This window comes from Actinobacillus minor NM305, from assembly GCF_000175195.1.
GTDB classification, from domain to species: Bacteria; Pseudomonadota; Gammaproteobacteria; order Enterobacterales; family Pasteurellaceae; genus Haemophilus_A; species Haemophilus_A minor.
In genome coordinates this window covers 12,843-37,154 of the sequence record NZ_ACQL01000094.1, presented here as the reverse complement: position 1 = coordinate 37,154, position 24,312 = coordinate 12,843, and the positions used below count along the sequence as shown (strand labels likewise).

Here is a 24,312-nt window from a genome sequence, read left to right as displayed (position 1 = left end):
CAATGAGAGATTTCTTTTTATTCCCTTACCGATAATTTTGCTAACTCATCAAAATAGGTTGGAAACGTTTTTGCCGTACATTTCGGATCTAAAATGGTTACCGGTGTATTGGATAATGCCACCAGTGAAAAACACATTGCCACACGATGATCATTGTAAGTTTCAATTTCTGCGTGCTGGAATTGATCCAATGCAAGCGGTTGAATTCGGATAAAATCTTCCCCTTCTTCAACTTCAGCGCCCACTTTACGTAACTCCGTTGCCATTGCTGTTAAACGGTCTGTTTCTTTCACGCGCCAGTTATAGATATTTCGGATAACGGTTTCGCCTTCGGCAAACAGTGCGGTAGTTGCAATTGTCATTGCTGCATCAGGGATATGGTTCATATCCATATCAATGCCTTTAAGCTCGCCTCGTTCTGCTTGAATAAAATCTTCGCCCCAAGTAATTTTAGCACCCATTTTTTCCAACACATCGGCAAACAAGCGGTCGCCTTGAATAGAATTTTTACCAATTCCGGTTACTTTCACATTCCCTTTAATCGCACCTGCAGCAAGGAAATAAGACGCCGATGATGCATCGCCTTCAACCATATATTTTTCTGGCGATACATAACTTTGCTGACCTTTAACAAAGAAAGTTTGGTAGTTCTGATGAGAAACAGTTACCCCAAAATCTTTCATCATCGCTAAGGTAATATCAATATAAGGTTTAGAAACAAGCTCACCAATAATTTCAATTTCCATATCGCCTTCTGCTAATGGCGCAGACATTAATAATGCCGTTAAAAATTGGCTAGAGATTGAACCATCAATTTTTACTTTGCCACCTGTTAGCCCTGTATTACGAATGGCAACGGGTGGATAGCCTTCATTTTCCAAATATTGAATTTGTGCGCCTACCTGACGTAATGCATCCACTAAATGTTTAATTGGGCGCTCTTTCATACGAGGTTCGCCGGTTAAAACAACCTCTGCTTCTTCTTTACCTTTTAAGCAAAGCGCAGCTGTGAGTGGCCGCATTGCCGTACCTGCATTTCCTAAAAATAGCGATAAGCCATTTTGCCATTGGAATGCACCGCCTACACCTTCGACTGTGCAAATCGTTTTATCCGCAGATAATTCATATTTAACGCCAAGCGCCTTTAATGCATTAAGCATATGACGAATATCATCACTATCGAGCAAGTTCGTTACTTGAGTTGTGCCTTGAGCTAAAGCTGCAAGCAATAATGCGCGATTTGATAAACTTTTTGAGCCGGGTAAGTTGATCTCGCCTTCAATGCGAGAAATCGGAGCAAGTGTTAATTTTTCCATTATAAAAATCCGTTGTGTTGCTAAAAATAAAAAATAATCATTATGCTGGGTTATCAATATCAATAAATTCAACGTCTAATTGATATTCTTGCGCAAGCCATTCGCCTAATGCTTTAATGCCATAACGCTCTGTAGCATGATGACCTGCGGCAAAATAATAAATGCCCTGCTCTCTGGCTGAATGGGTAGTCTGTTCAGAAATTTCTCCACTAATAAAGGCATCAATACCTTTGGCAGCCGCTAAATCAATATATCCCTGACCGCCTCCCGTGCAAATCGCAACAGTTTTAATCAATTTATGCGGGAATTCAGCTACAAATTCATCACACAAGATGACATTACGATTTAATCCATTTTCTAAACGCTGTGCCAATTCGGTTGCAGAGATCGCTGTTTCTAATTCACCATAAACAGGAATTGAATAAGGTTTATCTTCTAAACCGGTTAAATTCTTAACGCCTAACAATGTCGCTAATTGAGCGTTATTTCCTAATTCAGGGTGAATATCTAACGGTAAGTGGTAACCAAATAAATTAATGTCATTAACCAGTAACTGTTTGATACGTTTGCCTTTCATTCCTCGAATACAAGGATCTTCGCTTTTCCAAAAATAACCGTGATGAACTAAAATCGCATCTGCATTTTTCTCAATCGCTTTTTCAATTAGCGGTAGTGTTGCAGTTACACCGGTAATAATTTTACGGATTTCACGTTTGCCTTCAACTTGCAATCCATTCGGTGCATAATCACTAATTGCTTTCGCATTTAATTTTTCATTCAAAAGCTGTTCTAACGCTAAGTTTGTCAGCATAGGTTATCCTCTCTTTATTATTCTCGTAATTTTTCAATTTCTTTAATAAATTCTTCAATATCGCCAAAACTCAAATAAACTGAAGCAAAACGAATATATGCCACTTTATCTAAGCGTTTTAATGCATCCATCGCTAAATTACCGACAAGTTTGCTAGGCACTTCCCTTTCGCCTGTTGCTTGAAGCTGAATAATAATTTGATTAACCGCTTTCTCTAAATCGTCTGCGCTTACAGGGCGTTTTTCTAAAGCTTTAGCCAAACTCATCTTTAACTTACTTGCATCAAAAGGCTCTCGGTTACCATTGCTTTTTACAATATAAGGGACAAGAAGTTCTGCTGATTCAAACGTTGTAAAACGTTCTTTACACACCGTACACTCTCGGCGACGACGTATTTGGTAACCATCTGCGGCTAAACGGGAATCAATGACCTTCGTTTCTTCTGCGGCACAAAAAGGACAACGCATGCTCTTTTCTCCAGTTATATGCGAATTTTCTGATTGTCGATGTTTTTTATAAAAAAATCAATCTAATCACACTCATTAAAAATGTGTATGCATAAAAAAAGCCCCTTATTAGGGGCTACTCGGAAAGCAAATTTATGAATCCGGTTGTTGAACACAACACTTATTTTTGTTGCATGTAAGATTACGTTAATTTGTGAGCCTTTTCAAAGCTCAATTTTCAAATTTGTGATCGACTTCAAATTTTTCCGAGTGGTTCGCTTATTTTATAAACGGCGCGCCTGCCAAAATGTTTTTGACCAATATGGCGAATCTAAATCAGAATAGATAACCCCACCTTTTGTAGAGGCGTGGAGAAATTGCCCGTTTTTCACATAAACACCAACATGTTTGCCATTCGGTCCACGGCCTGTTTTGAAGAAAACTAAATCGCCTGTTTTAATTTCACTTTTAGACACGCGTCTGCCTTCATTAGCTTGTTCTGTTGTTGTACGAGGTAAATCAATACCAAAGAGATCACGAAATGTAATCTGCATAAAGCCTGAACAATCCACTCCACTTTTAGATGTTCCACCTAAGCGATAACGAGTCCCTTTCCATTCTTGCTGATGTTCACTTAAATTGGCTATAACCATAATCGGATCGCCCAAATTAGCTTGATTTGTGCGATAAATACCTGCTTTTGCCTTTATAGGACCTGATACATGAACATCATCTGAAGAAGAACAAGCGGTTAAAATTGCAGTTAAACTGACTAATGCCAATTTTGATATACGTTTCATTAAAATACCCTCTGTTTTACCCTAAATGGCAACCATTTAGGGTAAAACATTTTCAGATTTTTATTTCTTCACTTTTGCATGTTCTACACGATCACGCATTTTTTGTCCTGCTTTGAACACTACTACTCGACGAGCAGAAACCGCAACGCTTTCTCCCGTTTTTGGGTTTCTACCGGGACGTGCATTTTTTTCTCGAACAGAAAAATTACCAAATCCTGATAATTTTACCTCTTCTCCGGTTGTTAATGCTCTTTTAATTTCTTCGAAAAACTGATCAATAAATAATTTTGCCGTTCGCTTCTCAAAGCCACATTTTTCAACCAGAGCTTCTGCAAGTTCAATTTTAGTGAGAGCCATAAAATATCCTTACTAAACGAGTAATGATTAGTCACGTAATGTTGCATTAAAACGTTGCGATAAATCTGCTAATACAGCTTGAATCACCGCATTAATTTCATCTTCCTCTAACGTTTTTTCGGTGTCTTGTACCGTTAAACTAATCGCTAAACTTTTCTTACCTTCTGCAAGGTTTGTGCCACGATAAACATCAAACAGACTCACGCCCACTAATTTATCGCCACCCGATGAACGACAAGCATCTAACACTTCGCCTGCTGCAACATTCTCATCAACAACCACCGCAATATCACGATTATTTGCAGGGAATTTAGAGATCTCTTTTGCTACTGGAATTGGACGCTCTGCAATTGCTGAAGCCAAAACTTCACAAACAATTGGTTTGCCTTTAATGCCTAATTTCTGAACTAACGACGGGTGTAATGTTCCGATAAAGCCAATTTCTTTACCATCTAACATAATTGCTGCAGATTGCCCTGGGTGTAATGCTGGGAATGCTTTAGCGACAAATTTTAAATCGTTACGAACAACAGTTAATGAGAAAATACGTTCAATATCGCCTTTTAAATCAAAGAAATCAACAGATTCAGCTTTATGTTCCCAGTGAACCGGACGTTTATCGCCTACAATCGCTGCCCCAATAACAGACTCTTGACGAACACCTGACTCTGCATTTTCATCTGGAATGAAGCGTAAACCTGTTTCAACAATACGAACACGGTTTTGCTGACGATTTTGATTATATACGATTGTTTCTAATAACCCCGTTAAAAGCGACACACGCATTGCCGACATTTCGCTTGAAATTGGGTTTGGTAGCATTAACGCTTCTTGCTCTGGGTGTAACAAAGTTTGGATTTTTGGATCAACGAAGCTATAAGTTACTACTTCTTGATAATCGCTATCCACAAATGCTGCGCGTACACGAGCAATTTCCAATAATTTCTCTGGCGTACCTTTCATGGTTAAATGAGATAAAGGCGAGTTATTTGGAATATTATTATAGCCATAGATACGAGCGACTTCTTCAATGAGATCTTCTTCAATCTCAATATCAAAACGCCAACTTGGCGCTACTGCAGTCCAGGTATCATTTGCAAAAGTCACATTCAAGCCTAAGCGAGTTAAAATATCTGTTACCGTAGCATCTTCAATATGATAACCGATCACCGCATCTAATTTGCTACGGCGTAAACTTACCGTATTGCGTTTAGGTAAATGCGCTTCGCTAACGGCTTCAACGATTTCGCCTGCTTCGCCACCACAAATATCAAGAAGAAGGGCTGTTGCGCGTTCCATTGCTTGACGTGTTAATTCTGGATCAACACCACGCTCAAAACGATGTGAAGCATCAGTATGTAACCCATATTGACGCGCACGACCTGTAATCGCTAATGGGGCGAAAAATGCTGCTTCTAAAACAACATCTTTTGTTTCTTTGCTCACACCACTTGCTTCACCGCCAAAGATCCCTGCCATCGCTAAAGCACCTTTTTGGTCAGCAATCACTAAGGTATTCGCTTGTAATTTTGCAGTGGTTCCGTCTAATAAAACTAACTCTTCGCCCTCTTTTGCCATTCTCACTTGAATTGCGCCTTCAATTTTTGAAGCATCGAAAGCATGCATTGGCTGACCTAATTCAAGCAAGCTGAGGTTTGTAATATCTACGATAGGGTCAATAGAACGAATACCACAACGGCGGAGTTTCTCTTGTAGCCATAACGGAGATTGTGCATTAACATTCACATTCTTCACGACACGAGATAAATAACGTGGGCAAGCCTCCGGTGCTTGTAATTCAACAGCTACTTTATCTGAAATAGTTGCCGTTACAGCGGCAATTTCAGGTGCAGAAACTTCTGCTTGATTGATAACACTCACTTCACGTGCAATACCACGAATACTTAAACAATCCGCACGGTTCGGCGTTAAGCTAATTTCAATTGCTACATCATTTAAGTTTAGATATTCACGGAAATCAACACCTACCGGTGCATCTAATGGTAATTCAATGATACCGCTATGATCTTCTTTGATACCTAGTTCAGAATAAGAACATAACATTCCTTCTGATGGCTGACCACGCAGTTTGGTTTTCTTAATTTTAAAATCGCCCGGTAGCAATGCGCCTTCAACCGCACAAGCCACTTTTAAACCGGCACGGCAGTTAGGTGCGCCACAAACAATATCCAATAGACGGTCGCCACCGACATTTACTTTTGTTACACGTAATTTATCTGCATCAGGGTGTTGTTCTGCTGATACCACTTCACCAATTACTACACCGCTAAATTCACCGGCAACGGGATCAACACTATCAACTTCTAAGCCTAACATTGTAATTTGGTCGCATAATTGCTCTGTTGAAATGGCAGGATTTACCCACTCACGCAACCAAGATTCATTGAATTTCATTTATCTCTATCCTTTAATTTGCAAAATTTTCTAAAATTTGACCGCTTGTTATAAGCGTTATAACGGACACACTCAGTGTGCCCCTACAATGATAAAATTACTTAAATTGTTTTAAGAAACGTAAGTCATTTTCAAAGAATGAACGTAAATCCGTTACGTTATAACGTAACATTGTTAAACGCTCCACACCCATACCCACGGCAAAACCGCTATACTCTTCAGGATCGATTCCTACGTTACGTAATACATTCGGATGAACCATACCACAACCCAATACTTCTAACCATTTACCATTTTGGCGCATCACATCCACTTCTGCAGAAGGCTCTGTAAATGGGAAGAATGATGGACGGAAACGTACCTGTAAATCTTCTTCAAAGAATGCTTTTAAGAAATCGTGAATTAACCCTTTCAGCTCGGTAAAATTCGCTTTTTTATCCACGTATAATAATTCAATTTGGTGGAACATTGGTGTGTGAGTTTGGTCGTAATCATTACGATATACACGCCCTGGTGCAACAATACGTAAAGGTGGTTTCACATTCTCCATCGTACGAATTTGCACGCCCGAAGTTTGAGTACGTAACAAGCGTTGAGCATCAAACCAGAATGTATCGTGATCTGCTCGAGCCGGATGATGCGCTGGGATATTTAACGCATCAAAATTATAGTAATCTGTTTCAATTTCCGGACCGCTTGCCACGGTAAAACCTAATTCTGAGAAGAATTTAACCACACGTTCAATCGTAATCGAAACAGGGTGTAATCCACCTAATTCGGTTTTACGACCCGGCAAGCTCACATCAATACTTTCACTTGCTAATTTCGCGTTTAATGCCTCTTGCTCCCACGCTTCTTTTTTAGCATTTAAAATATCAAGTACTGCTTGTTTTGCTTCATTGATTTTTGCACCGATAGCCGGACGTTCTTCTGCCGCCACATTACGCAATTCTTGCATTAACTGGGTAAAATGCCCTTTTTTGCCAAAATATTCTACACGGAAATTTTCCAAAGCATCTAAGCCTTGATCTAACTTATCTAACGCTTCTCTAGCTTGAGCGGTTAATTCTTTTAGGTGTTGCATTACCTATCCTCTAATAACTAATAAAAATTGCTGTGATAATAATACTTTGCATAAAAAATGTAAACGTAAAAATCGGCTAACGTCTTGATTTTTAAGGTTTGAAGCGGTGGGATTTTGTGATTTTTTTGCGTATTATCAAAATAACGCCTGTCGAAGGTTCGCTTTATCAAAAAATAGGCGTAGAATGCCCTAAGTTTTTTAATGGAGAAATACAATGTTTAATATCACTAAATCGCAAGTTTTAGAGGCTTTCAATTATCGTGCAGCATGTCGTTATTACGACCCAACACGCAAAATCAGTAAAGAAGATATGGATTATATTCTTGAGCTTGCTCGCCTGTCGCCTAGTTCAGTAGGCTCTGAACCGTGGCAATTTCTCGTATTACAAAATCTGGCTATTCGCCAAAAAATTGCGCCTGTTGCTTGGGGAATTAAGCACCCAATTGAAGAAGCAAGTCATATTGTGGTGCTTCTTGCGAAAAAGAATGCTCGCTATGATTCGGAATTCTTTAAAACCTCTTTAGCAAAACGTGGTTTAACACCTGAACAAACCGAAGTAACCCTTGCTCGTTACAAGGATTTTCAAACCAATGATATGAAAATTGCGGACAACGAACGAGCGCTATTTGATTGGTGCTGTAAACAAACCTATATTGCATTAGGTAATATGATGACAGGCGCCGCGCTGATTGGGATTGATTCTTGCCCGATTGAAGGCTTTAATTATGACGAAGTTAATCGCATTTTGAGCGAATAAGGGTTATTTGATGCAAACGAATATGGTGTTTCTTGTATGGTCACTTTTGGCTATCGAGCAAAAGAAATTACCAAAAAATATCGTAAACCGACAGAAGAAGTAATCCATTGGATTGAATAATTGATAGAGAAAAATATGATTAACAAAGATACGCAACTCTGTATGTCGCTTTCTGGCAGACCAGGCAATACTGGTACTTATTTTCATAACTACCTTTATCAAAAACTCGGCTTAAATTTTATTTATAAAGCCTTTACCACTCAAGATATTGAACACGCCGTAAAAGGTGTACGAGCGTTAGGTATTCGAGGCTGTGCTGTTTCAATGCCATTTAAAGAGGCTTGTATGCCGTTTTTAGATGAAATTGATGCTTCCGCTCAAGCCATTGAGTCGGTCAATACAATCGTTAATACTGATGGTTATTTAAAAGCATACAACACCGACTATATCGCTATTGAAAAGCTCATTGCAAAATATCAACTAAAATCGACCGCTTCAGTTATTGTTCAAGGTAGCGGAGGTATGGCAAAAGCTGTTGTTGCCGCATTTAAACACGCTGGTTTTGAACAGCTGAAAGTCTATGCTCGTAACGCTGAAACAGGAACCTACCTTGCTAACCTCTACGGTTATGAATATATCAATAGCCTTGAAAATCAACAGGCTGATATTCTCGTAAATGTTACCCCGATTGGAATGAAGGGCGGAAAAGAAGAGTTTGATTTAGCATTCCCTGAAGCGATGATAAAACAAGCTACAAATGTGTTTGATGTGGTTGCAATGCCGGCAGAAACCCCGTTAATAAAATACGCTCAATCGCTAGGCAAACAAACCATTTCCGGTGCAGAAGTGATGACGTTGCAAGCGGTAGAACAATTTGTGCTTTATACGGGAATTCGCCCAAATGATGAATTGATTGCTGAAGCTGCGACATTTTCAAGAGCACCTCACTGACGCCTCTTCAAAACAAAACATTCCCAAAATCAGAAAATTTTCTTTTGGGAATGTCATTATTCAATTACTTTTTACCCATTACTGCAATATGTACGGTAATTTCTTCACGATCATGGTAGAGATGTTTTGCTTGAATTTTAAACCAGAAACCATTTTTCGCCAGTTCATCTTCAAGATAATTTAAACAAAGCTGAACTTCTTGATAACGTTTTTTCATCGGCAATTTCAAGTTAAAAATCATTTCTCGACACCAACCGTTTAACAACCATTTTGCCATGAGTTTACTAATTCGCATAGGCTGCTCCACCATATCACACACAAGCCAATCAATTTGCTTACGCTTAGGCGGTTGGAATTTAAAACCATCTTCAGGGCAATGCTCAATTCGCCCCGTCTCGTGCAAACTGGCTGCCATTTTCCCGTGATCGACTGCATACACAAATAAGCCACGTTTAACGAGCTGATAAGTCCAGCCCCCCGGACACGCACCAAGATCTACCCCTGTCATATTTTCCGTAAAACGTTTTTGCTCTTCTGCCGGCGGTATAAAGGTTAAGATCGCTTCTTCTAGTTTCAATGTTGAACGGCTAGGCGCATCTGCCGGGAATTTTAGGCGAGGAATGCCCATAAAAAATGGTGAACGGTTATGATTATAGGCATAGCCCACATAACATTTACCCGATCCTACAAACAAAATATGCAAACTCACACTATTTTTTGCTGTTTCTTTTGCGCCCAACCAACCTTGTTTCTTCAAGGCATTACGAAGTGGCACAGTAAATTTACGGCAAAATGTTAAAAGCTCTTTCGCTTCATTTGTATCAGGTGTTTCAACAAAAATCTCGCTACTATTTTTCGGATTGAGTGCTTGGTATTGCGCTAAAATCGGCGAAATACGATCACCTTCAGGCAAATCTTGTAACAAATCCCCAACGACAATCATTTGACGCACAAAAATAAGCTGATTAAACGCCAGTTCTTTGGCTAATCGGTCTGCTTCTCCGGCTTGATAACACTCAAAAATCACATACCCACTATTTTCTTTAACATTGGCAAAGCCAAAGATACCGAGTTGTGCTGCTTTATCGTTAATCTCTCCGGCAACTTCTTTCTCAAATCCGGCTCGACAATATAATGCTAACTTGTTCATTTTTCCTACAGTCATAATCTCAAAATAATGTAGAATAATAGCATTATTCTATCAACTTTTCTCTCGTAAAATTTCTCTCATCTGCGTACATTAAAAGTAAGCTGTGCGATTTCACAAAATTTTTGCATATGTTACTCTCCTATCCATACCGCCGTTTCAGAATCTCCGTTAAGCGATCAAATACAAGCAGTACACATGGAGAGGAGCGGTATAAATACAGTTGTAAAATGCAAAGCGAAAAAAGTCGCTATTATGACGTGTATACGTAAACTACTAACCATTATGAATTCATTGGTTAAACACAATGAAAAATGGGATACTACACGCTACTTATCCACAGCCTTTGCTCTTTGTCTATCTTTCCTTAACCAACACCGATGTCATACTAAGCGATCCTGCGATCAGTTCGTCATTAAACAAGGTAATCTCATCATTTTCATCACGTTGTGCCATCACATAAAGCAGTGGCAAATAATGGTCTGGCGTTGGCACGGAGAGCGCTGCACTTTCACCGAACTGTTCAAAATTGACTAATGCGTCATCATTATGTTCACGCATTGCTTGATTGATTTCATCTCTAAACTGATACGCCCAATCATAGCCTGCGCCCACTTGATCGATATGCTCCCAACTGATCGCTCTTAAATTATGCACAATATCGCCGCTGCCTAAAATCAACACGCCTTGTTCGCGTAACGGACGTAATTTTTTCGCCAAGTCATAATGCCATTGCGGCGATTTAGTGCGATCCAAACTAAGCTGAACCACGGGAATATCCGCCTCTGGGTAGAGATATTTCAACACCGCCCACGCCCCGTGATCGAAGCCTCGAGTTGGATTGATTTCCACGTGTTCAGGTGCTAGTACCCCTTGAATGTGTCGAGCAAATGCCGGATCGCCTTTCGCCGGATACACAATCTCGCTTAATTCCGGCGGAAAGCCGTAAAAATCGTAAATCATCGGTGGGTATTCCGCCCCCATCACTTGCAATTTTGAGCTATACCAATGGGCGGAAATACATAAAATCAACTTCGGTTTCTCAAAGGTAGAGGTGATTTGTTGAAATCCTTGATTAAAAATATTTTGCGGATCCAACGCATTCATCGGGTTGCCGTGTCCGACAAAAAGTGCGGGCATTTTTTTCATTGTTTTACTCCTTTTGCTATTTAATGTACAAACAGAATAAACCTATTCCGAACCAAAGAGAATTTAGTAAAACTAAAGAAAGAATTCAGTTGTATAATTGGCTTATCTGTCAATAAAAAGAGAACAAAAAATGTATGACTACAAAGCAATGAGCATTTTTGCTACAGTTATTGAACAAGGGTCAATGCAGGCTGCCGCTGAAAAATTATTTATGACCCCTTCTGCTGTGACTCAAGCCATTCAAAAATTGGAAGCGCATCTGAAGATCAAATTGCTTAATCGCACAACCCGAAAATTATCGCTGACCGAAGCAGGCGAAGTGTTCTATCAACATATTAGTAAAATGCAACAAAATGCCAGCGAAGCCATCAAAAGCATTGAGTTACTGCGTGAAGAACCAAGCGGTAAATTAACCATCGCCTGCGCAAGCGGTCTGATTGACAGCGGTTTAAGCCAAATTTTTAAACCGATTTTGACACAATATCCCGAGTTTACTTTAGATATTTTATTTGAAGATCGGGTGCTGGATTTGTTGGACAAGCGCATTGATATTGCCCTAAGAGCCGGCGAAGGTATTTTAGCCAACAATATGATTGCCCGCCATCTCTATGATTTTCATTGGAAAATTGTCGCCCACAGAGATTATGTTGCCGAAAAAGGTATACCGCAAAATTTGACTGAATTAGCGCAATTAGATTGGATAGGATTTTCAAATCCTCGCTTTGAAAACGTCACTTTCCAATGCAATAACGAGCAACAAATGATAACCCCCAATTACCGAGCGCAAGGGAATTCACTCTACGCCAGCCGTTGCTTAACCCTTGACGGTTTGGGCGTTTCGCTACAAATTGCCCCCGAAGTAGAAAAATGGATCAAGCAAGGCGATTTAGTCGAGTTGCTACCAGAATGGCAATTACCAACCGTACCACTCTATTTAGTCACGTTACAACGCATTCAATCAGAAAAAGTCCGCATCGCTTGTGATTTGATTATGAATTATTTTGAGCGGTTGAAGAGTTAAAATCGATAATGCTAAATTCCTTAGTTCTCTCTTTAGTTTAAATAAATAATCAGCGATGAATTTCTCTTTATAATAGCTAAATCGAAAACCAAGGAGTTCGAAAACAAAGGAGTGAAAGATGAACACGCAATTTATGCATTTACAAGATTATCTCGTGTCATCAATGGTTACCCAACTAAAGCGCCGACTTCACCGCCTATTTAACGCTTATTCGAGAGATTATGCACCACTGGCAAATACGGCAGAGAACATACCTGCGACCATTGCAATGGTGGTCATTAAAATCGGGCGGACGCCTTCTGAACCCGATTGAATTAAGGCTTGATGACGAGCCATTCCTTGTTGGCGTTTTTCGATTACAAAATCCACCAGCAAAATGGAGTTTTTGGTTACGATGCCCATTAACATCAAAATCCCGATAACAGAAGACATATCCAACGCCGCACCGTAGGCAAGCCTTGAAAAGCACGAATATCAAGCACAGTTAAAAGTAAAAACAACACAATAATCGGAATAGGATTACGAATTGCCCAAGATGAGATTTTGAAGTTCATTATTTTGCTCCTTTTCCATTACAACTTCAACCCGATCCCCTTCATTAATCAATGCTCCAGCCTTTTGCACCACTTATTCGCTGACTTCCAAACCTGATAGGATTTCGGCTATGCCTTGATTGACTTCGTCTAAGCTAATTGGGCGGCGTTCTATTTGTTTATTGTGATTGACCACCATCACAAAGGCGGTTCCATCGGCATTAAAATTGACCGCACTTAACGGTAAGGTGGTTTGGGCTTGCATTTCGGGCAGTTTGATTAAGGCTGTGGCGGGTGTGCTGAGCGTGAGTTGAGCTGAGGTTTGCAACTGAATACGCACTTTGCCTGTACGACTTGTCCGGTCGATTTGGGAAGAAAGCAAGCGAATTTGACCGCTTGTTGTTTGGTCAAGCACTTGAACTTCCGCCTGCAAACCCGTTTTGAGTAAAGACAATTCTTCCGCACTGGCTTCAATGGCCACCTCCAACTCACCATTTCGTGCAAGATGAAACAAGGCGTTGCTGTCCGTTAAATTGCCCACTTCGGCACTGCGTTGCGTGATAATGCCGTCTGCCGGGGCAAGCACTTCGGCTTTTTACGTTGATGACGGCTATCGCCAAGCTGTGCCTGCACCTGAGCGATTTCCGCATTCGCCGCCTGAACCGCCACACGAGCGGTACGCACTTTCGCCTGTTGTTGCTCCAATTCCTGACGGCTTATGGCATCGCTTTTCATCAAGGTTTGATAACGTTTCAGCGTGACCAAAACCTGCCCTTTTTTGACCACATCGCCCACTTCCACATTAACCGTTTGAATTTGTAGCCCAAGCAATGCCGTCCCAACAGCCACATCTTCTTTCGCCGTAATCGAGCCCGAAAGACGTAGCGTCTGTGTTAATGTCGCAGGTTGCACCTGAACCACATTCACTTTCATTAATGCTGTTTCGGTTGGTTCGTTGGATTGTTCATTGTTTTGCTCTTGGCAAGCGGTTAAAAATAAGCTTGGCAAAGCGAATAATAAAATCAATTTTTCACTTTAAAGTCTTAAAAGTTACCAGTTATGCGACATTGTTCGTTATTTTTAAGACTAAATAAAGTCATTTTTAAGACTGTTTTTTGGCTATTGGGATAATAGAGATGGTAGCCATCATAGGGACAAATCACATTTACCCCAAAAATCAAGCGGTCAATTTCTTGCAATAAATTGCAAAAAATTGACCGCTTACAATCAGCCGTTAATCACTTGTTTGGTGGCTGCGATTTTGCTATCGGCATAACGTACCACATCTTTAATCACCAGCTTTTGCACAGCAGAAATAAGGATTTCCATAAAGCTGTAATCGGGTTGTTGATTAGAGGTTGGAAGCTGGATATTTAGCTCGTCCGCATCTTTGGCATAAAAATTTCGTGAATAACTAAATTTCCCCGTATAAGATGATTTATGTATCGCCGAAGTCATGAAAATCGCCGCATATTTATTTAAATTTTCAGTATGAACTACAGCAATATGATCATCTCCGCCATAATCGTAATCGCGATATTTAGCAGAGCCAAACATATCAATTGTCGTTGTATTGGCTTTAAAAATTTCTACTTGATTACCGATAAATGCGGATACGCCTGTTTCGGCTTCTCCTGCGGTTACAAAAGGCAAATCTCCTGCTATTCTATCCGCACTTTTTAAGCGTTTGCCTCTTGTAGATTTACCAAATAATTTCTCAAGATTATATTCCCCCCAAACCACTTTACCATTTTCAAAATCGGCAAGAGCCTGTTGTTCAGCAGCGGTAAGCGTATAATCTTTTAAACCTGTAACCAATAAATACGCCTCGAGCTGCGAGAGGCGGAACGCCTCGAGCTGCGAGATGAAATTTTCCATAAAATCAAAGTCAATCTGGGCGAGTTTGTCCGAATTGGCATTGGGTTTTATGGGAAGAGATAATTTCACTTCTTTTGCTATTTTCCAATGTCGAGCATAGCCCAAATCGGGAATTTCTTTTTTCCAAGAAGAGATAATAAATAATAGTTGTCTTAAACTAACTCTTTGCAAAGGTTTTAAAACCTTTACATTGTCTAATATGGAAAAACTTTTAGTCGCAATATTAAAAGTTCGTGTATGGTCTCCAAAAACCACATAAAATTTTCTGCTTTCATCACAGATATATGTTGGCATATCTGTATAACCCACCACCCCATTATTATCCGAAGAATACACTGGATAATTACCTATTTCAGGCAGCTCACTTTTATTTTTTATCTTACTACCACTCACAACTTGAAACAATTCACTGCAACTATATTCCGCCCATTTAACCTGTTGCAATTCTTGCGTTAAATGGGCTTCTATTTTCCCAAATGTTCGTTACTTGGGGCTTGTTTTTTCAGGATATTTGCTACTTCCCACGCTAAATAGTCGCTCACGGTCTTTTTAAAGTCATCAAGTGTAGGCTTGGTGTCTATCGGTGCGGTTTGGTTCCAGTCTGCACCGTTTTTTGGGTCTATGGTATTTTCAAAATACTCTTTTTCGCTAAACAACCTCAATTTAGACTTGCCAAAACGCACCAAATTGACCACTTCGTCATAGCGTTCGCGGGCGTTGTCGGTATCTTTTAAGTTGTTGCTGGCTTTTCTGCGGTTGGTTCGGGTATAGCCATCGTTGCTAAAATCAATGAATTTTACCATTTCATCAGCGTGATGTTTTTCACCCACTTTAAACACATAAATATTGGTCTGTACGCTGGATTTACCGATAAATAAATCAATCGGCATCTTAATACTGGCAATTAAGGTATGTTTTTGCAAAATGCGTTGGTTGATTTCTTTTGCCTTACCGCTGCCTGCCGAATTTTGAATAATAATCGCCGCGTAGCCTTTGTTCATCATATTTAAAGCGGTTTCTACAAAGTTCATTCCGTTACCCACCGCTGAATAAGGCGGATTGAGAACAAAAGCGTCCGCAGGGAATTTGTCATCGGTATTGCCAAAACCATATTTGCCGTCAAAATCGGTCAGTGAGTTCTTGTTGATGATGTTTGAGCTACCATCGCCCATCATAATCATATTCAAAATAGCAAGCATATACACGCTAGAAAGCAACTCCAAGCCTAACAACTGTTTTGCTTTAATATGCGCTTCCTTTTGACGCAATTCTTCGGGCGAATGAATAGCCTCTTTGGCATCTTTGAGCATTTCGTTCATCGCAGCGACCAAAAGCCCAGCTGAGCCTGTTGCAAAGTCCCAAACATAGCTGTCTTTATTTACCCGAGCTAATTTAACCAGCAAAGTTGCCACATAAGACGGTGTTAAAACCACATCGTTAAGTTTGTCTTGAGTAAAACCCAACCAAGAATACATTTCATTAAATAGCTTGCCTGTAAAATCAGTCGTTAAACCGATTTTGTAATAAATACCTAAATCATCAACAATTTTGGTGAATACCCGCTTAAGCTGGCTTTCGCCATTTTGCGGTTTGTTAATGTTATCGGTTAAAAGCGTATTAGACAAAGTGCGGATAATTAAATCTTTTTTATCTTGCGGCAATTGTTTTTCATTAAAAAAGGCGTTGATTTTACGAATAATAATCTCGCCATCTCGATTGCCTTCTTCTTCAGAAGATTTTAAATCAGATTTTTCTAACGGTTTCACTTTGCCTGCCACGCCCAGTGTCGCAATAATAGAAGCGGCAACCAGATAAACACGGTCGTTTTCGCCCAAGCCTTTTTCATTTTGGTAAATATCATTGTTGAGTTTGGTTAGGCTGGTATCGATCTCTTTTTCACGCTTTTCTTTGAGTTTTTCTAATTCTTCAGGTGAAAGCGTTAGATGTTTGATTTGTGCAATAAAATCATCAAAATTTTCTTTGGCAAGGAAAGAAAAATCGCTAAATTCGCCAACTTTTTGCCCTACACCAAGATTGGATTTAGACACATAATAAACCCCGATTTGATGACGAATATTACCTTTCTCATCTTTTTCTCCCGTCATACCAATAGCGATAATGTCGGTATAACTGGTGTGATGGAGCAAGGCATTAGCATAATGCACCGCACCATTCACCGCATAGCCGTTGATGTGTTTAAAATTCGGTTCGTTTTTTGCTGTGCGATTATCTACATTGCCTTCGGCATCTAATTTGACCAACTTGTCGCCATAGCCTTTGTATTCAATCAAAATCGGGTAATATTCAGTATCGGTCGCCTGTAACAACAATTTGGCATCTGGACGATTTGCTCCCACACCACCATTTTTAGAGAAATAATCTTTCAACGCTTTATCAATTTCATCATTCAGCGTTTCTTGTTCTAATTTGTAGTCTAATTGGTATTTTTTCAGCCAGCCGTTCGCTAAATCTGCAATATTCGGTTCAATAGATTGTTGTTTTGCCATTTTCTTGCCTTTCTGAGTAATCAATTAAGTTCGGTATTATCTTAAATTTCAATGTATTGTGCGATGTTTTTTTGTGATTTTAAATAACAACCGCACCAGGAAACACATTTTTTCAATCGTATAGAGATATCCAATTATCAATAAAGCAAAATTACTCATATCAGAAAAAAACAATAAAGTAAATTTTAATACTAATATTTCTTGTTTTTTCTCTTTCTCACATCTAAAATAGCATTTATTTTAGTAAGTTTTAGGACTTTAATAATGAGTAACTTCGATAAATTAGGCCAGCAAATGAATGAAATGGATACCACGATGGACGCTTGGGTTAGCAAGTTAGGCTTAGGCTATAACCATTATGCGGTGTTGTATTCTTTGGCGGCAGCGGAAAATGGGCAGTGTACGCAAAAGCAGATTTGCGATGAATGGTGCTTGCCAAAACAGACGGTGTTTAATGTTTGCAAGGAATATAAGGAAAAAGGCTGGATTCAGTTTAGCGAAAGTGCGGTGGATAAACGGGAAAAAATGATGCGTTTAACCGCAGACGGCGAGGCGAAGGCGGAGCCCATTTGGGCGGCAACACATCAACTCAGTGATAAAGTTTTTGCTAAATTTGGTAAACGAAAAACCGAGCAGTTATTTGCCTTAATGGCAGAATTTTGTGTCGTTTGCCGTGAGCAAATTGATAAAACAGAGATAACCGATAAGGTAGCGTGATGTCTTTAGAAAACCTTGAAACAACCGTTGCATCTACCCTTGAGCCGACAATGCTCCGTTCGCTCAAAACCCTTGCTTTGCAACATAAAAAGCGGTTGTTTGCCACATTCGGCTTGGTGGCGACAGAAAATCTGCTGTTGTTGATTTACCCTTTGGTGGGCAGTTTTGCGGTAAATGCGGTGCTCAATGGGCAGCTGATTTCTGCGCTCGCTTACGCCTTGATTGTGCTGATTATTTGGGGTGTCGGGGCGGCTCGTCGCGCGGTGGACACCCGTGCATTCACTCGCATTTATACGGAACTTGCCGTGCCGGTGATTTTGAACCAGCGGATTAAAGGCATTGACACATCAACCACCACCGCACGTGTGGCGTTGTCCCGTGAGTTCGTGAATTTTTTTGAACATCATTTACCGACCCTGATCACCTCTGCCTTTTCAATTATCGGGGCAGTGGTGATGTTGCTGTTGATTGAATTTTGGTCGGGCGTGGTGGCGTTGTTGATTGTGGTGGGTTTTGGCTTGTTGCTGCCCCATTATGTGAAGGTTAATGACCGCTTGTATTTCAAGCTCAACAACCGCCTTGAAAAAGAAGTGGACTGTGTGGAACGTGCCAAAAACAGCGAACTGATTAAACATTATCGCTTGGTAGAACGCTTTCGTGTTCTGATTTCCAACCGAGAAGCGTTCAGTTTTTTGTGTATCGGTGTGGCAATGTGTCTGCTGTTTGGCGTAACACTCACGGTTTTAACCCTCAAACAAGGCATTACCGCAGGGCATATTTATGCGGTGATTACTTATCTGTGGACGTTCGCTATCAGTCTAGATGATGCACCAAGATTGGTAGAAGAGTTGTCGAAATTGAAGGATATTGGGAAACGGGTAGAAGTTTAAAAAACAAAACACCGTCTGAACTTCAAACCTTCAGACGGTGTTATTGTCTCATTTTATGACAATGTTGCTATTACGCTGAATACGCATTTAACATCCATAAACGTTTTTCGACATCAGCAACAAGATCAGAGAGTAACCCGTCTGTGCCTACATCATCGCCAACTTCTTCTAAGCCTTGACGGGCAATAGCTAAAATCGTTTCTAGCGAAGTTTTGAGATTTGCGATCATGTTAGTTTCCACCAACTCTGCTTTTGGTAATACCACAATTTTGTTAAGTGCTTGCACTTCTTCAACTGACAACAATGGCTCACTACCGATAATCAATAAACGTTCTGCCACTTCATCTTCTTGTTCAAAGCCCCAATCGTAAAGCTCTTCGAATGCGTTGTGTAGGTTATAGAAATTTTTACCTTTTACCATCCAATGATATTTTTGCATTTCAAAAGTAAATGTTTTGATTGTTGCGTGTAAAGTTTTAAGTGTGTTTACTGCTGACATAATCTATTCCTTTTTTATAAATTGAGATTGAATCAAACCGCCTTAAAAAGCGATATTTGTAAGCAAGTATAGACCTTTGGCAGAATTTGTCTAACTATTCATTCGATAGTTTTAGTCAATAAAAACAAAGAAATCAATTGTTTTATTCAAACAAAGTTATTCCCCTGCCCACGTTAGCAAGGGGATTTCTGTAAAATTGCAAAAATGTCCCAAAACCCCATCACTCTTTTCATACCAAACTACTTGCTCGCTACGGTAAAACGTTTAAACAAGTGTGCTTGTTGTTCCGCATCGTCAGCAATGGCGATGGCTAAATCCGCTACACTGATACCTGCCGGTGCTTCACCGTTCATCAACAATTCTTCGTTGCCTAAACGGTATTCGCCTTTTCGGTCTTCGCTGAAACCTGCGTCTGCACCTAATAAGGCTGGCGGAGAGATAAATGCCCAGTTTACATCACGGCGGTCACGCAAGTCGTTGAGCAGATTACGTGCGGCATTTGCCCCTGCAAAAATCTCTTTCGGGAAAGCATCTGTATCAATCAGTTGCACATTAGGTGCAACATACAAGCTGCCTGCGCCGCCCACAATCAATAAATAGGGTACTTGTGCGGCTTTTGCTGCTGCGGTAATCGCATTCGCCCCACGAGTGAAATCTTCAGCGATATTTGGATTTGTCCAGCCTGGGTTAAAAGCACTCACCACCGCATCAAACCCTTTTAACTGCTCGGCAAAATCCGCAGAATTCACATCAAAACTTACCGCTTGAATGTTGTCTGCTTTTGCTACTTTGTCGGTGTTACGCGCAAATGCGGTTACTTGATGACCACGACCGGCTAATTCCGCGACCACTGCACTACCTACATAACCTGTTGCACCGATGACTGCGATTTTTTTCATTTTGTTTTCCTTCTATTAAGTTGATTAAATTGTTGATGTGGCGTAGTATATGACACAAGCATACTTTATGTAAGTACTTACAAAAATGTAAGCATGAAAATATTTTATAACTCATTGAATTTATTGAAACTTTATTTCAAAAAAAGGACACTATTATGCCGCTCAACCATCTCAATCAACCCATCGGGGAAACATTAACGGATTATTCAGCAGGACAGCTCCCCCATATTCAACAGCTGATCGGGCGTTATACCATTGTTGAACCCATCAATCTTAAGCATTTTGAGGATGCCTACCGTTTTTATGGTGCGGAAAGCCCCGAAGCACAATGGACTTATTTGCCTATTGAAGCCTTTAAAAATCAGGCGGATTTTCGGGGTTATTTTGATAAAATGACCCAATCTCACGATCCCTATTATTTGGCGATTGTGGATAAAATCTCAGGCAAAACCATTGGAACATTTTCCTTAATGCGTATTGATACGGTCAATCGTGTCATCGAAATGGGCTGGGTGCTTTATGGCGATGAATTAAAGCAATCACGTTTAGCAACGGAAGCCCAGTTTTTAGTGATGCAATATGTGTTTGAAGTCTTACAATATCGCCGTTATGAATGGAAATGCGACAGCTTAAATGCGCCCTCTAACCGTGCAGCAAAACGCTTAGGTTTTCATTTTGAAGGCACCTTTCGCCGAGCACAAGTGTATAAAAATCGCACGCGAGATACCAATTGGTATTCAATGATTGAAGAAGAATATCAAGCGATGAAACCTAAATTTGAACGCTGGCTACAACCTGAAAATTTTGATGAAAACGGGCAACAACGTACAGCATTAAATAACGAATAAAAGATCAAGGAAATAAAAATGGAAAAATTTTCAAATTCAATTGAACGAGGTTATGTGTTATCAGCGCAATGCCCTTCTCGTGAAATTTTGCAACATCTGACGAACCGCTGGGGTGTGTTAGTGATGATTGTGTTGATGAAAGGCACAAAGCGATTTAGCGAAATCCGCCGTGAAATTGATGGCGTGAGCGAACGAATGCTGACCCAAACGCTGCAACAGTTGGAACAAGACGGTATGCTCAATCGTAAATCCTACAACACCGTACCACCGCACGTGGAATATTCACTGACGGATTACGGCAAAGAAGCTGGCAGTCGCCTTGTGAATTTGGTGGACTGGTTGGAAGAGAATTTGAGTGGGATCTTGAAAAGTCAAAGCAAATAGTGATTTACAAGCGGTGGAATTTCTGTTGAATTTTGCAACCGCAAAATTTTGTAAAAATCTGACCGCTCTTTTAAACGCATAAAAACAAAATGCCGCCCGAAGTTCAGTTCAGGTGGCATTATTGTCTTTACTTTAAATTAAAACATCCCACGTCCGCTTTCGGTTTTTTCAGGTACCGCTTGGATCACGTCCCAATGCTCTACGATTTTACCGTTTTCATCGAAGCGGAAAATATCCACCACCGCCTCACCACGATCTTCATCGTTTAATTTGCTATGAACGTGCAACATCACTAAATCGCCGTCTGCCACGACACGCTTAATTTCTGCACGCGATTTTGGGTTCGCTTTTAAAAACGGCGCAAAGGCATCCACGAAAGCTTGCCCACCGTCTGCCACTGTTGGGTTGTGTTGTAAATATTCTTTGCCGATATATTTATCGGTCGCCTCTTGCACTTTGTGCTGATTGAACGCCATTTCATAAAATGCCAACGCATTCGCTTTGTTTTGCTCCGGCGTAGTTTGTGCCATTGCAACGGTTGAAGAGAAAAGTGCGGTTAAAAGTAAAAGAGATTTTTTCATTGGGTTTTCCTTTTATTAATTCATATTTTCAGCAGTATCGCTGTTGATATGTGCATTATAAGTGAAACAAAAAATCGAGAAAATAGTGTTTTTTGAACATCACTATTTTAGATTTTGAAACAATCTCTCCACTAAAAAACTCTCAAGCGGTCGTTTTTGAAAAATTATAAAATATCAATAATTGAAAATTATTACAGATCCCTGTAAAATTACGCATAACACACTCGCCATGCCTCTTATCCTTGATAATGCACAAATCGGCGAGTTTTTTATATTGGGGATTAAAATGACAACTTTTAATAAACCAGAAAAAAGTAATTCAGAACTCATTGCTGAGTGGAAAAAGCGTAAATTACTCATTCCCGATGGACAACGAGCGCAACGCTATTTAGATTTTATCAGCTATTATCGCCTTTCTGCTTATTCTATTCCCTTTCAAATTTCAGCATCACACCAATTTCGAGCAAATACGAGTTTTGACGATATTTTAGATTTATATATTTTTGACCGAGAACTGCGTCTGCTAGTTATGGATGCGATTGAACGTATTGAGGTTGCGGTCAGAACACAAATCTGTAATGTCATTTCTCTTGCAAAAGATCAAAATAACAATACATTCGGTGCGTTTTGGTATCTTGACGGAAAACATTTTCTTCGTAAATTTCCACATTTCCGCTTTTTAGCCAATCTTGAAAAACAGTTATTAGAAGAAAAAGAAAGGCTTGAACGAGATATTCAGCATATATCCAAAAGAAAACAACTTTCGCAAGCTCAACAACAAGCTCTTATTTCAAATGCTAAAAAAGAAAATTTTTTGCGTCATTATTTATCCCAATACGATGAGCCAAGGCTTCCACCTTGCTGGATGATGATGGAAATGCTAACTTGGGGAGAATTAAGTCATTTATATGCCAATTTACAATCTTCCGCATTAAAAAAACAGATTGCGGTAAATTTAGGGCTAAATTCGGAAATTTTAGAATCTTGGTTAAAAGCATTTAACAGCATTCGTAACATTTGCGCTCATCATAGTCGCCTTTGGAATAGAGAGTTGGGTATCGCTATTAAAATCCCCCAATCATCACAAATTAAATGGCTTTCTACAACGCCACAACGCTCACAACTTAATAATGTCCAATTCGAGCGCCGTATTTATTCTATTCTCGTAGCATTGCAGACTGTGCTTTATACCGTCAGTCCAAAGTCCAGCTGGGCTAAACGACTAAAAGCATTAATGGACAAACACCCAAAAATCTCGCTCTTTAATATGGGAATGCCAACTATGTGGCATCAAGATAATTTTTGGCAACCTGCATTAAAATAAATCACATTACAAAGTGCGGTCAAAACCACCGCACTTTTTATTTTCCACAGCCATTTTTTAAAACAATATCCCCCCTACCAATTCACTCCCCTAAATCTCTCCACCAGAAAATCCACCAATGTGCGGATAGTTAAAGGCAGTTTGTGGCGAGAGGAATATAAGGCGTAAATTTGATAGGTTGGGAGTTGCCAGTCGGTTAAAATTGGCACTAATTGCTGGCTGGCCAGATGCTCGTTTAAGAGATATTTCGGCAACATTGCAATGCCGCCACTTGCGAGGGTAAGATTTAACAAGGCGCTGGTGTCATTGGTGGTAAATTGGCTGGTGAGTTCTAGGCTGATTTCACGCTCGTTTTGGTAGAACTTCCACTCTTTGCGATTGATATTGGCGTGCGCCAGATAGATATGCTCCGCCAAATCCTGTGGTGTTTGGGGCACGCCTTTTTGCGCCAAGTATTCAGGGCTGGCGACCAATAGCGAATGACAAGTCGCTAAAGGGCGAGCGATTAAATTCGGATCGGGCTGGTTGGTAAAGCGAATAGCCAAATCAATGCGTTCATCAATTAAATTGACCGACTGATCGCTTAATTGAAATTGAATGTTCAATTTGGGGTGGCGTTGCAAAAAATCTTTGATCGCCAGTAACAAATGGGTGCTGCCAAATGATGAATTTGAGGCTATCCGCAGTGAGCCTTGCAGCTCCCCTTGTTGGGCCAAGATGTCTTGTTCAATTTCAGCCGCTAAATCAACCATTTTTTGGCAATGTGTTACGGCTCGCTCTCCTGCGGAAGTCAGCGAAACTCGGCGTGTGGTACGTTGCAATAATCGTGCATTAAACCACTCTTCCACCAATGCTACCGCTCTGGTCACCATTGGGCGGGATAAATCCAACCGTTCTGCCGTTGCGGTAAAACTCCCCGTTTCAACCACCGTCAGAAAAATGTTCATCGCCTCAATACGATCCATATTAAACCCTTATTATTACAATTTTTTATTTCA

At 40.2% G+C, this 24,312-nt stretch carries 26 protein-coding genes and 1 pseudogene; 8 read left to right on the top strand and 19 right to left on the bottom strand.

The window, feature by feature from the left end:
* Positions 1–17 precede the first annotated feature (17 nt).
* From aroA to pheS, 7 genes are all read right to left on the bottom strand, one after another.
* Entirely contained in the window at positions 18–1,316 is a 1,299-nt protein-coding gene (gene aroA, locus AM305_RS05855) for a 3-phosphoshikimate 1-carboxyvinyltransferase (RefSeq protein ID WP_005824017.1), read from the bottom strand.
* A gap of 40 nt (positions 1,317–1,356) precedes the next feature.
* Positions 1,357–2,127, bottom strand: coding sequence for a Nif3-like dinuclear metal center hexameric protein (locus AM305_RS05850; protein ID WP_005824015.1), 771 nt, complete (start codon positions 2,125–2,127; stop codon positions 1,357–1,359).
* 17 nt (positions 2,128–2,144) lie between these two features.
* Positions 2,145–2,594, bottom strand: a complete 450-nt coding sequence (nrdR, locus tag AM305_RS05845) for a transcriptional regulator NrdR (RefSeq protein WP_005824013.1) — start codon at positions 2,592–2,594, stop codon at positions 2,145–2,147.
* Between the two features lie 263 nt (positions 2,595–2,857).
* Complete coding sequence (locus AM305_RS05840; protein ID WP_005817719.1) at positions 2,858–3,373, bottom strand: NlpC/P60 family protein; 516 nt, start codon at positions 3,371–3,373, stop codon at positions 2,858–2,860.
* Between the two features lie 60 nt (positions 3,374–3,433).
* The gene (locus AM305_RS05835; protein WP_005817721.1) at positions 3,434–3,730 is read right to left on the bottom strand and encodes an integration host factor subunit alpha; all 297 of its coding nucleotides are present in this window, start codon (positions 3,728–3,730) and stop codon (positions 3,434–3,436) included.
* A gap of 27 nt (positions 3,731–3,757) precedes the next feature.
* A complete protein-coding gene (gene pheT / locus AM305_RS05830; RefSeq protein WP_005824011.1) occupies positions 3,758–6,145 on the bottom strand; it encodes a phenylalanine--tRNA ligase subunit beta in 2,388 nt (795 codons plus the stop codon).
* A 97-nt stretch (positions 6,146–6,242) separates the two neighbouring features.
* On the bottom strand, positions 6,243–7,229 hold the full coding sequence (gene pheS, locus AM305_RS05825) for a phenylalanine--tRNA ligase subunit alpha (RefSeq protein WP_005817725.1): 987 nt from the start codon (positions 7,227–7,229) through the stop codon (positions 6,243–6,245).
* 214 nt (positions 7,230–7,443) lie between these two features.
* On the opposite strand from pheS, the pseudogene AM305_RS05820 reads away from it, so the two are divergent.
* Both AM305_RS05820 and AM305_RS05815 read left to right on the top strand, forming a co-directional pair.
* Positions 7,444–8,106 (top strand): annotated as a pseudogene (locus tag AM305_RS05820) (NAD(P)H-dependent oxidoreductase).
* Between the two features lie 15 nt (positions 8,107–8,121).
* Positions 8,122–8,937 carry a shikimate 5-dehydrogenase gene (locus AM305_RS05815; RefSeq protein ID WP_005824007.1) on the top strand — a complete coding sequence of 272 codons (816 nt, stop codon included), beginning with the start codon at positions 8,122–8,124 and terminating at the stop codon, positions 8,935–8,937.
* 64 nt (positions 8,938–9,001) lie between these two features.
* On the opposite strand, the gene rlmM is transcribed toward AM305_RS05815, so the two are convergent.
* Both rlmM and ygiD read right to left on the bottom strand, forming a co-directional pair.
* Positions 9,002–10,087, bottom strand: coding sequence for a 23S rRNA (cytidine(2498)-2'-O)-methyltransferase RlmM (gene rlmM, locus AM305_RS05810; RefSeq protein WP_005824005.1), 1,086 nt, complete (start codon positions 10,085–10,087; stop codon positions 9,002–9,004).
* A 354-nt stretch (positions 10,088–10,441) separates the two neighbouring features.
* On the bottom strand, positions 10,442–11,233 hold the full coding sequence (gene ygiD / locus AM305_RS05805; RefSeq protein WP_005824003.1) for a 4,5-DOPA-extradiol-dioxygenase: 792 nt from the start codon (positions 11,231–11,233) through the stop codon (positions 10,442–10,444).
* Positions 11,234–11,363: 130 nt separating this feature from the next.
* Here ygiD and AM305_RS05800 point away from each other — a divergent pair, with 130 nt between their 5' ends.
* Positions 11,364–12,254 carry a LysR family transcriptional regulator gene (locus AM305_RS05800; RefSeq protein ID WP_005824001.1) on the top strand — a complete coding sequence of 297 codons (891 nt, stop codon included), beginning with the start codon at positions 11,364–11,366 and terminating at the stop codon, positions 12,252–12,254.
* A gap of 219 nt (positions 12,255–12,473) precedes the next feature.
* Here the strand turns inward: AM305_RS05800 and AM305_RS05795 are convergent, their stop codons facing one another.
* From AM305_RS05795 to AM305_RS05780, 6 genes are all read right to left on the bottom strand, one after another.
* On the bottom strand, positions 12,474–12,686 hold the full coding sequence (locus AM305_RS05795) for an efflux RND transporter permease subunit (RefSeq protein WP_237698373.1): 213 nt from the start codon (positions 12,684–12,686) through the stop codon (positions 12,474–12,476).
* Positions 12,662–12,808 carry a hypothetical protein gene (locus AM305_RS12445; RefSeq protein WP_005823994.1) on the bottom strand — a complete coding sequence of 49 codons (147 nt, stop codon included), beginning with the start codon at positions 12,806–12,808 and terminating at the stop codon, positions 12,662–12,664. The genes AM305_RS05795 and AM305_RS12445 overlap by 25 nt, the downstream gene beginning before the upstream one ends.
* Before the next feature lie 73 nt (positions 12,809–12,881).
* Complete coding sequence (locus AM305_RS12765; protein ID WP_237698372.1) at positions 12,882–13,328, bottom strand: efflux RND transporter periplasmic adaptor subunit; 447 nt, start codon at positions 13,326–13,328, stop codon at positions 12,882–12,884.
* Positions 13,316–13,813, bottom strand: coding sequence for an efflux RND transporter periplasmic adaptor subunit (locus tag AM305_RS12760; protein WP_237698371.1), 498 nt, complete (start codon positions 13,811–13,813; stop codon positions 13,316–13,318). Before AM305_RS12760 ends, AM305_RS12765 begins: the two co-directional genes overlap by 13 nt.
* A gap of 201 nt (positions 13,814–14,014) precedes the next feature.
* Positions 14,015–15,109, bottom strand: coding sequence for a restriction endonuclease subunit S (locus AM305_RS05785; protein WP_035294070.1), 1,095 nt, complete (start codon positions 15,107–15,109; stop codon positions 14,015–14,017).
* Between the two features lie 20 nt (positions 15,110–15,129).
* Entirely contained in the window at positions 15,130–17,172 is a 2,043-nt protein-coding gene (locus AM305_RS05780; RefSeq protein ID WP_005823991.1) for an N-6 DNA methylase, read from the bottom strand.
* Positions 17,173–17,436: 264 nt separating this feature from the next.
* Between AM305_RS05780 and AM305_RS05775 the strand changes: the two genes are divergently transcribed.
* Together AM305_RS05775 and AM305_RS05770 are read left to right on the top strand one after the other, a co-directional pair.
* Positions 17,437–17,889 (top strand): MarR family winged helix-turn-helix transcriptional regulator, encoded by a 453-nt coding sequence (locus tag AM305_RS05775; protein WP_005823989.1) that lies wholly within the window; start codon positions 17,437–17,439, stop codon positions 17,887–17,889.
* The gene (locus AM305_RS05770; RefSeq protein ID WP_005823987.1) at positions 17,889–18,779 is read left to right on the top strand and encodes an ABC transporter six-transmembrane domain-containing protein; all 891 of its coding nucleotides are present in this window, start codon (positions 17,889–17,891) and stop codon (positions 18,777–18,779) included. Before AM305_RS05775 ends, AM305_RS05770 begins: the two co-directional genes overlap by 1 nt.
* Before the next feature lie 70 nt (positions 18,780–18,849).
* On the opposite strand, the gene AM305_RS05765 is transcribed toward AM305_RS05770, so the two are convergent.
* Complete coding sequence (locus tag AM305_RS05765; RefSeq protein ID WP_005823985.1) at positions 18,850–19,278, bottom strand: Dps family protein; 429 nt, start codon at positions 19,276–19,278, stop codon at positions 18,850–18,852.
* Between the two features lie 239 nt (positions 19,279–19,517).
* Positions 19,518–20,177 (bottom strand): NAD(P)-dependent oxidoreductase, encoded by a 660-nt coding sequence (locus AM305_RS05760; RefSeq protein ID WP_005823983.1) that lies wholly within the window; start codon positions 20,175–20,177, stop codon positions 19,518–19,520.
* 155 nt (positions 20,178–20,332) lie between these two features.
* Between AM305_RS05760 and AM305_RS05755 the strand changes: the two genes are divergently transcribed.
* Both AM305_RS05755 and AM305_RS05750 read left to right on the top strand, forming a co-directional pair.
* Complete coding sequence (locus AM305_RS05755) at positions 20,333–21,025, top strand: GNAT family N-acetyltransferase (protein ID WP_005823981.1); 693 nt, start codon at positions 20,333–20,335, stop codon at positions 21,023–21,025.
* 18 nt (positions 21,026–21,043) lie between these two features.
* Positions 21,044–21,409 carry a winged helix-turn-helix transcriptional regulator gene (locus AM305_RS05750; protein WP_005823979.1) on the top strand — a complete coding sequence of 122 codons (366 nt, stop codon included), beginning with the start codon at positions 21,044–21,046 and terminating at the stop codon, positions 21,407–21,409.
* Between the two features lie 137 nt (positions 21,410–21,546).
* Here the strand turns inward: AM305_RS05750 and AM305_RS05745 are convergent, their stop codons facing one another.
* Complete coding sequence (locus AM305_RS05745) at positions 21,547–21,990, bottom strand: nuclear transport factor 2 family protein (RefSeq protein WP_005820651.1); 444 nt, start codon at positions 21,988–21,990, stop codon at positions 21,547–21,549.
* A gap of 286 nt (positions 21,991–22,276) precedes the next feature.
* Between AM305_RS05745 and AM305_RS05740 the strand changes: the two genes are divergently transcribed.
* Entirely contained in the window at positions 22,277–23,314 is a 1,038-nt protein-coding gene (locus AM305_RS05740; protein WP_005823977.1) for an Abi family protein, read from the top strand.
* Between the two features lie 74 nt (positions 23,315–23,388).
* Here AM305_RS05740 and AM305_RS05735 read toward each other — a convergent pair whose 3' ends face one another.
* Positions 23,389–24,279 carry a LysR family transcriptional regulator gene (locus AM305_RS05735; protein WP_005823975.1) on the bottom strand — a complete coding sequence of 297 codons (891 nt, stop codon included), beginning with the start codon at positions 24,277–24,279 and terminating at the stop codon, positions 23,389–23,391.
* Positions 24,280–24,312 lie beyond the last annotated feature (33 nt).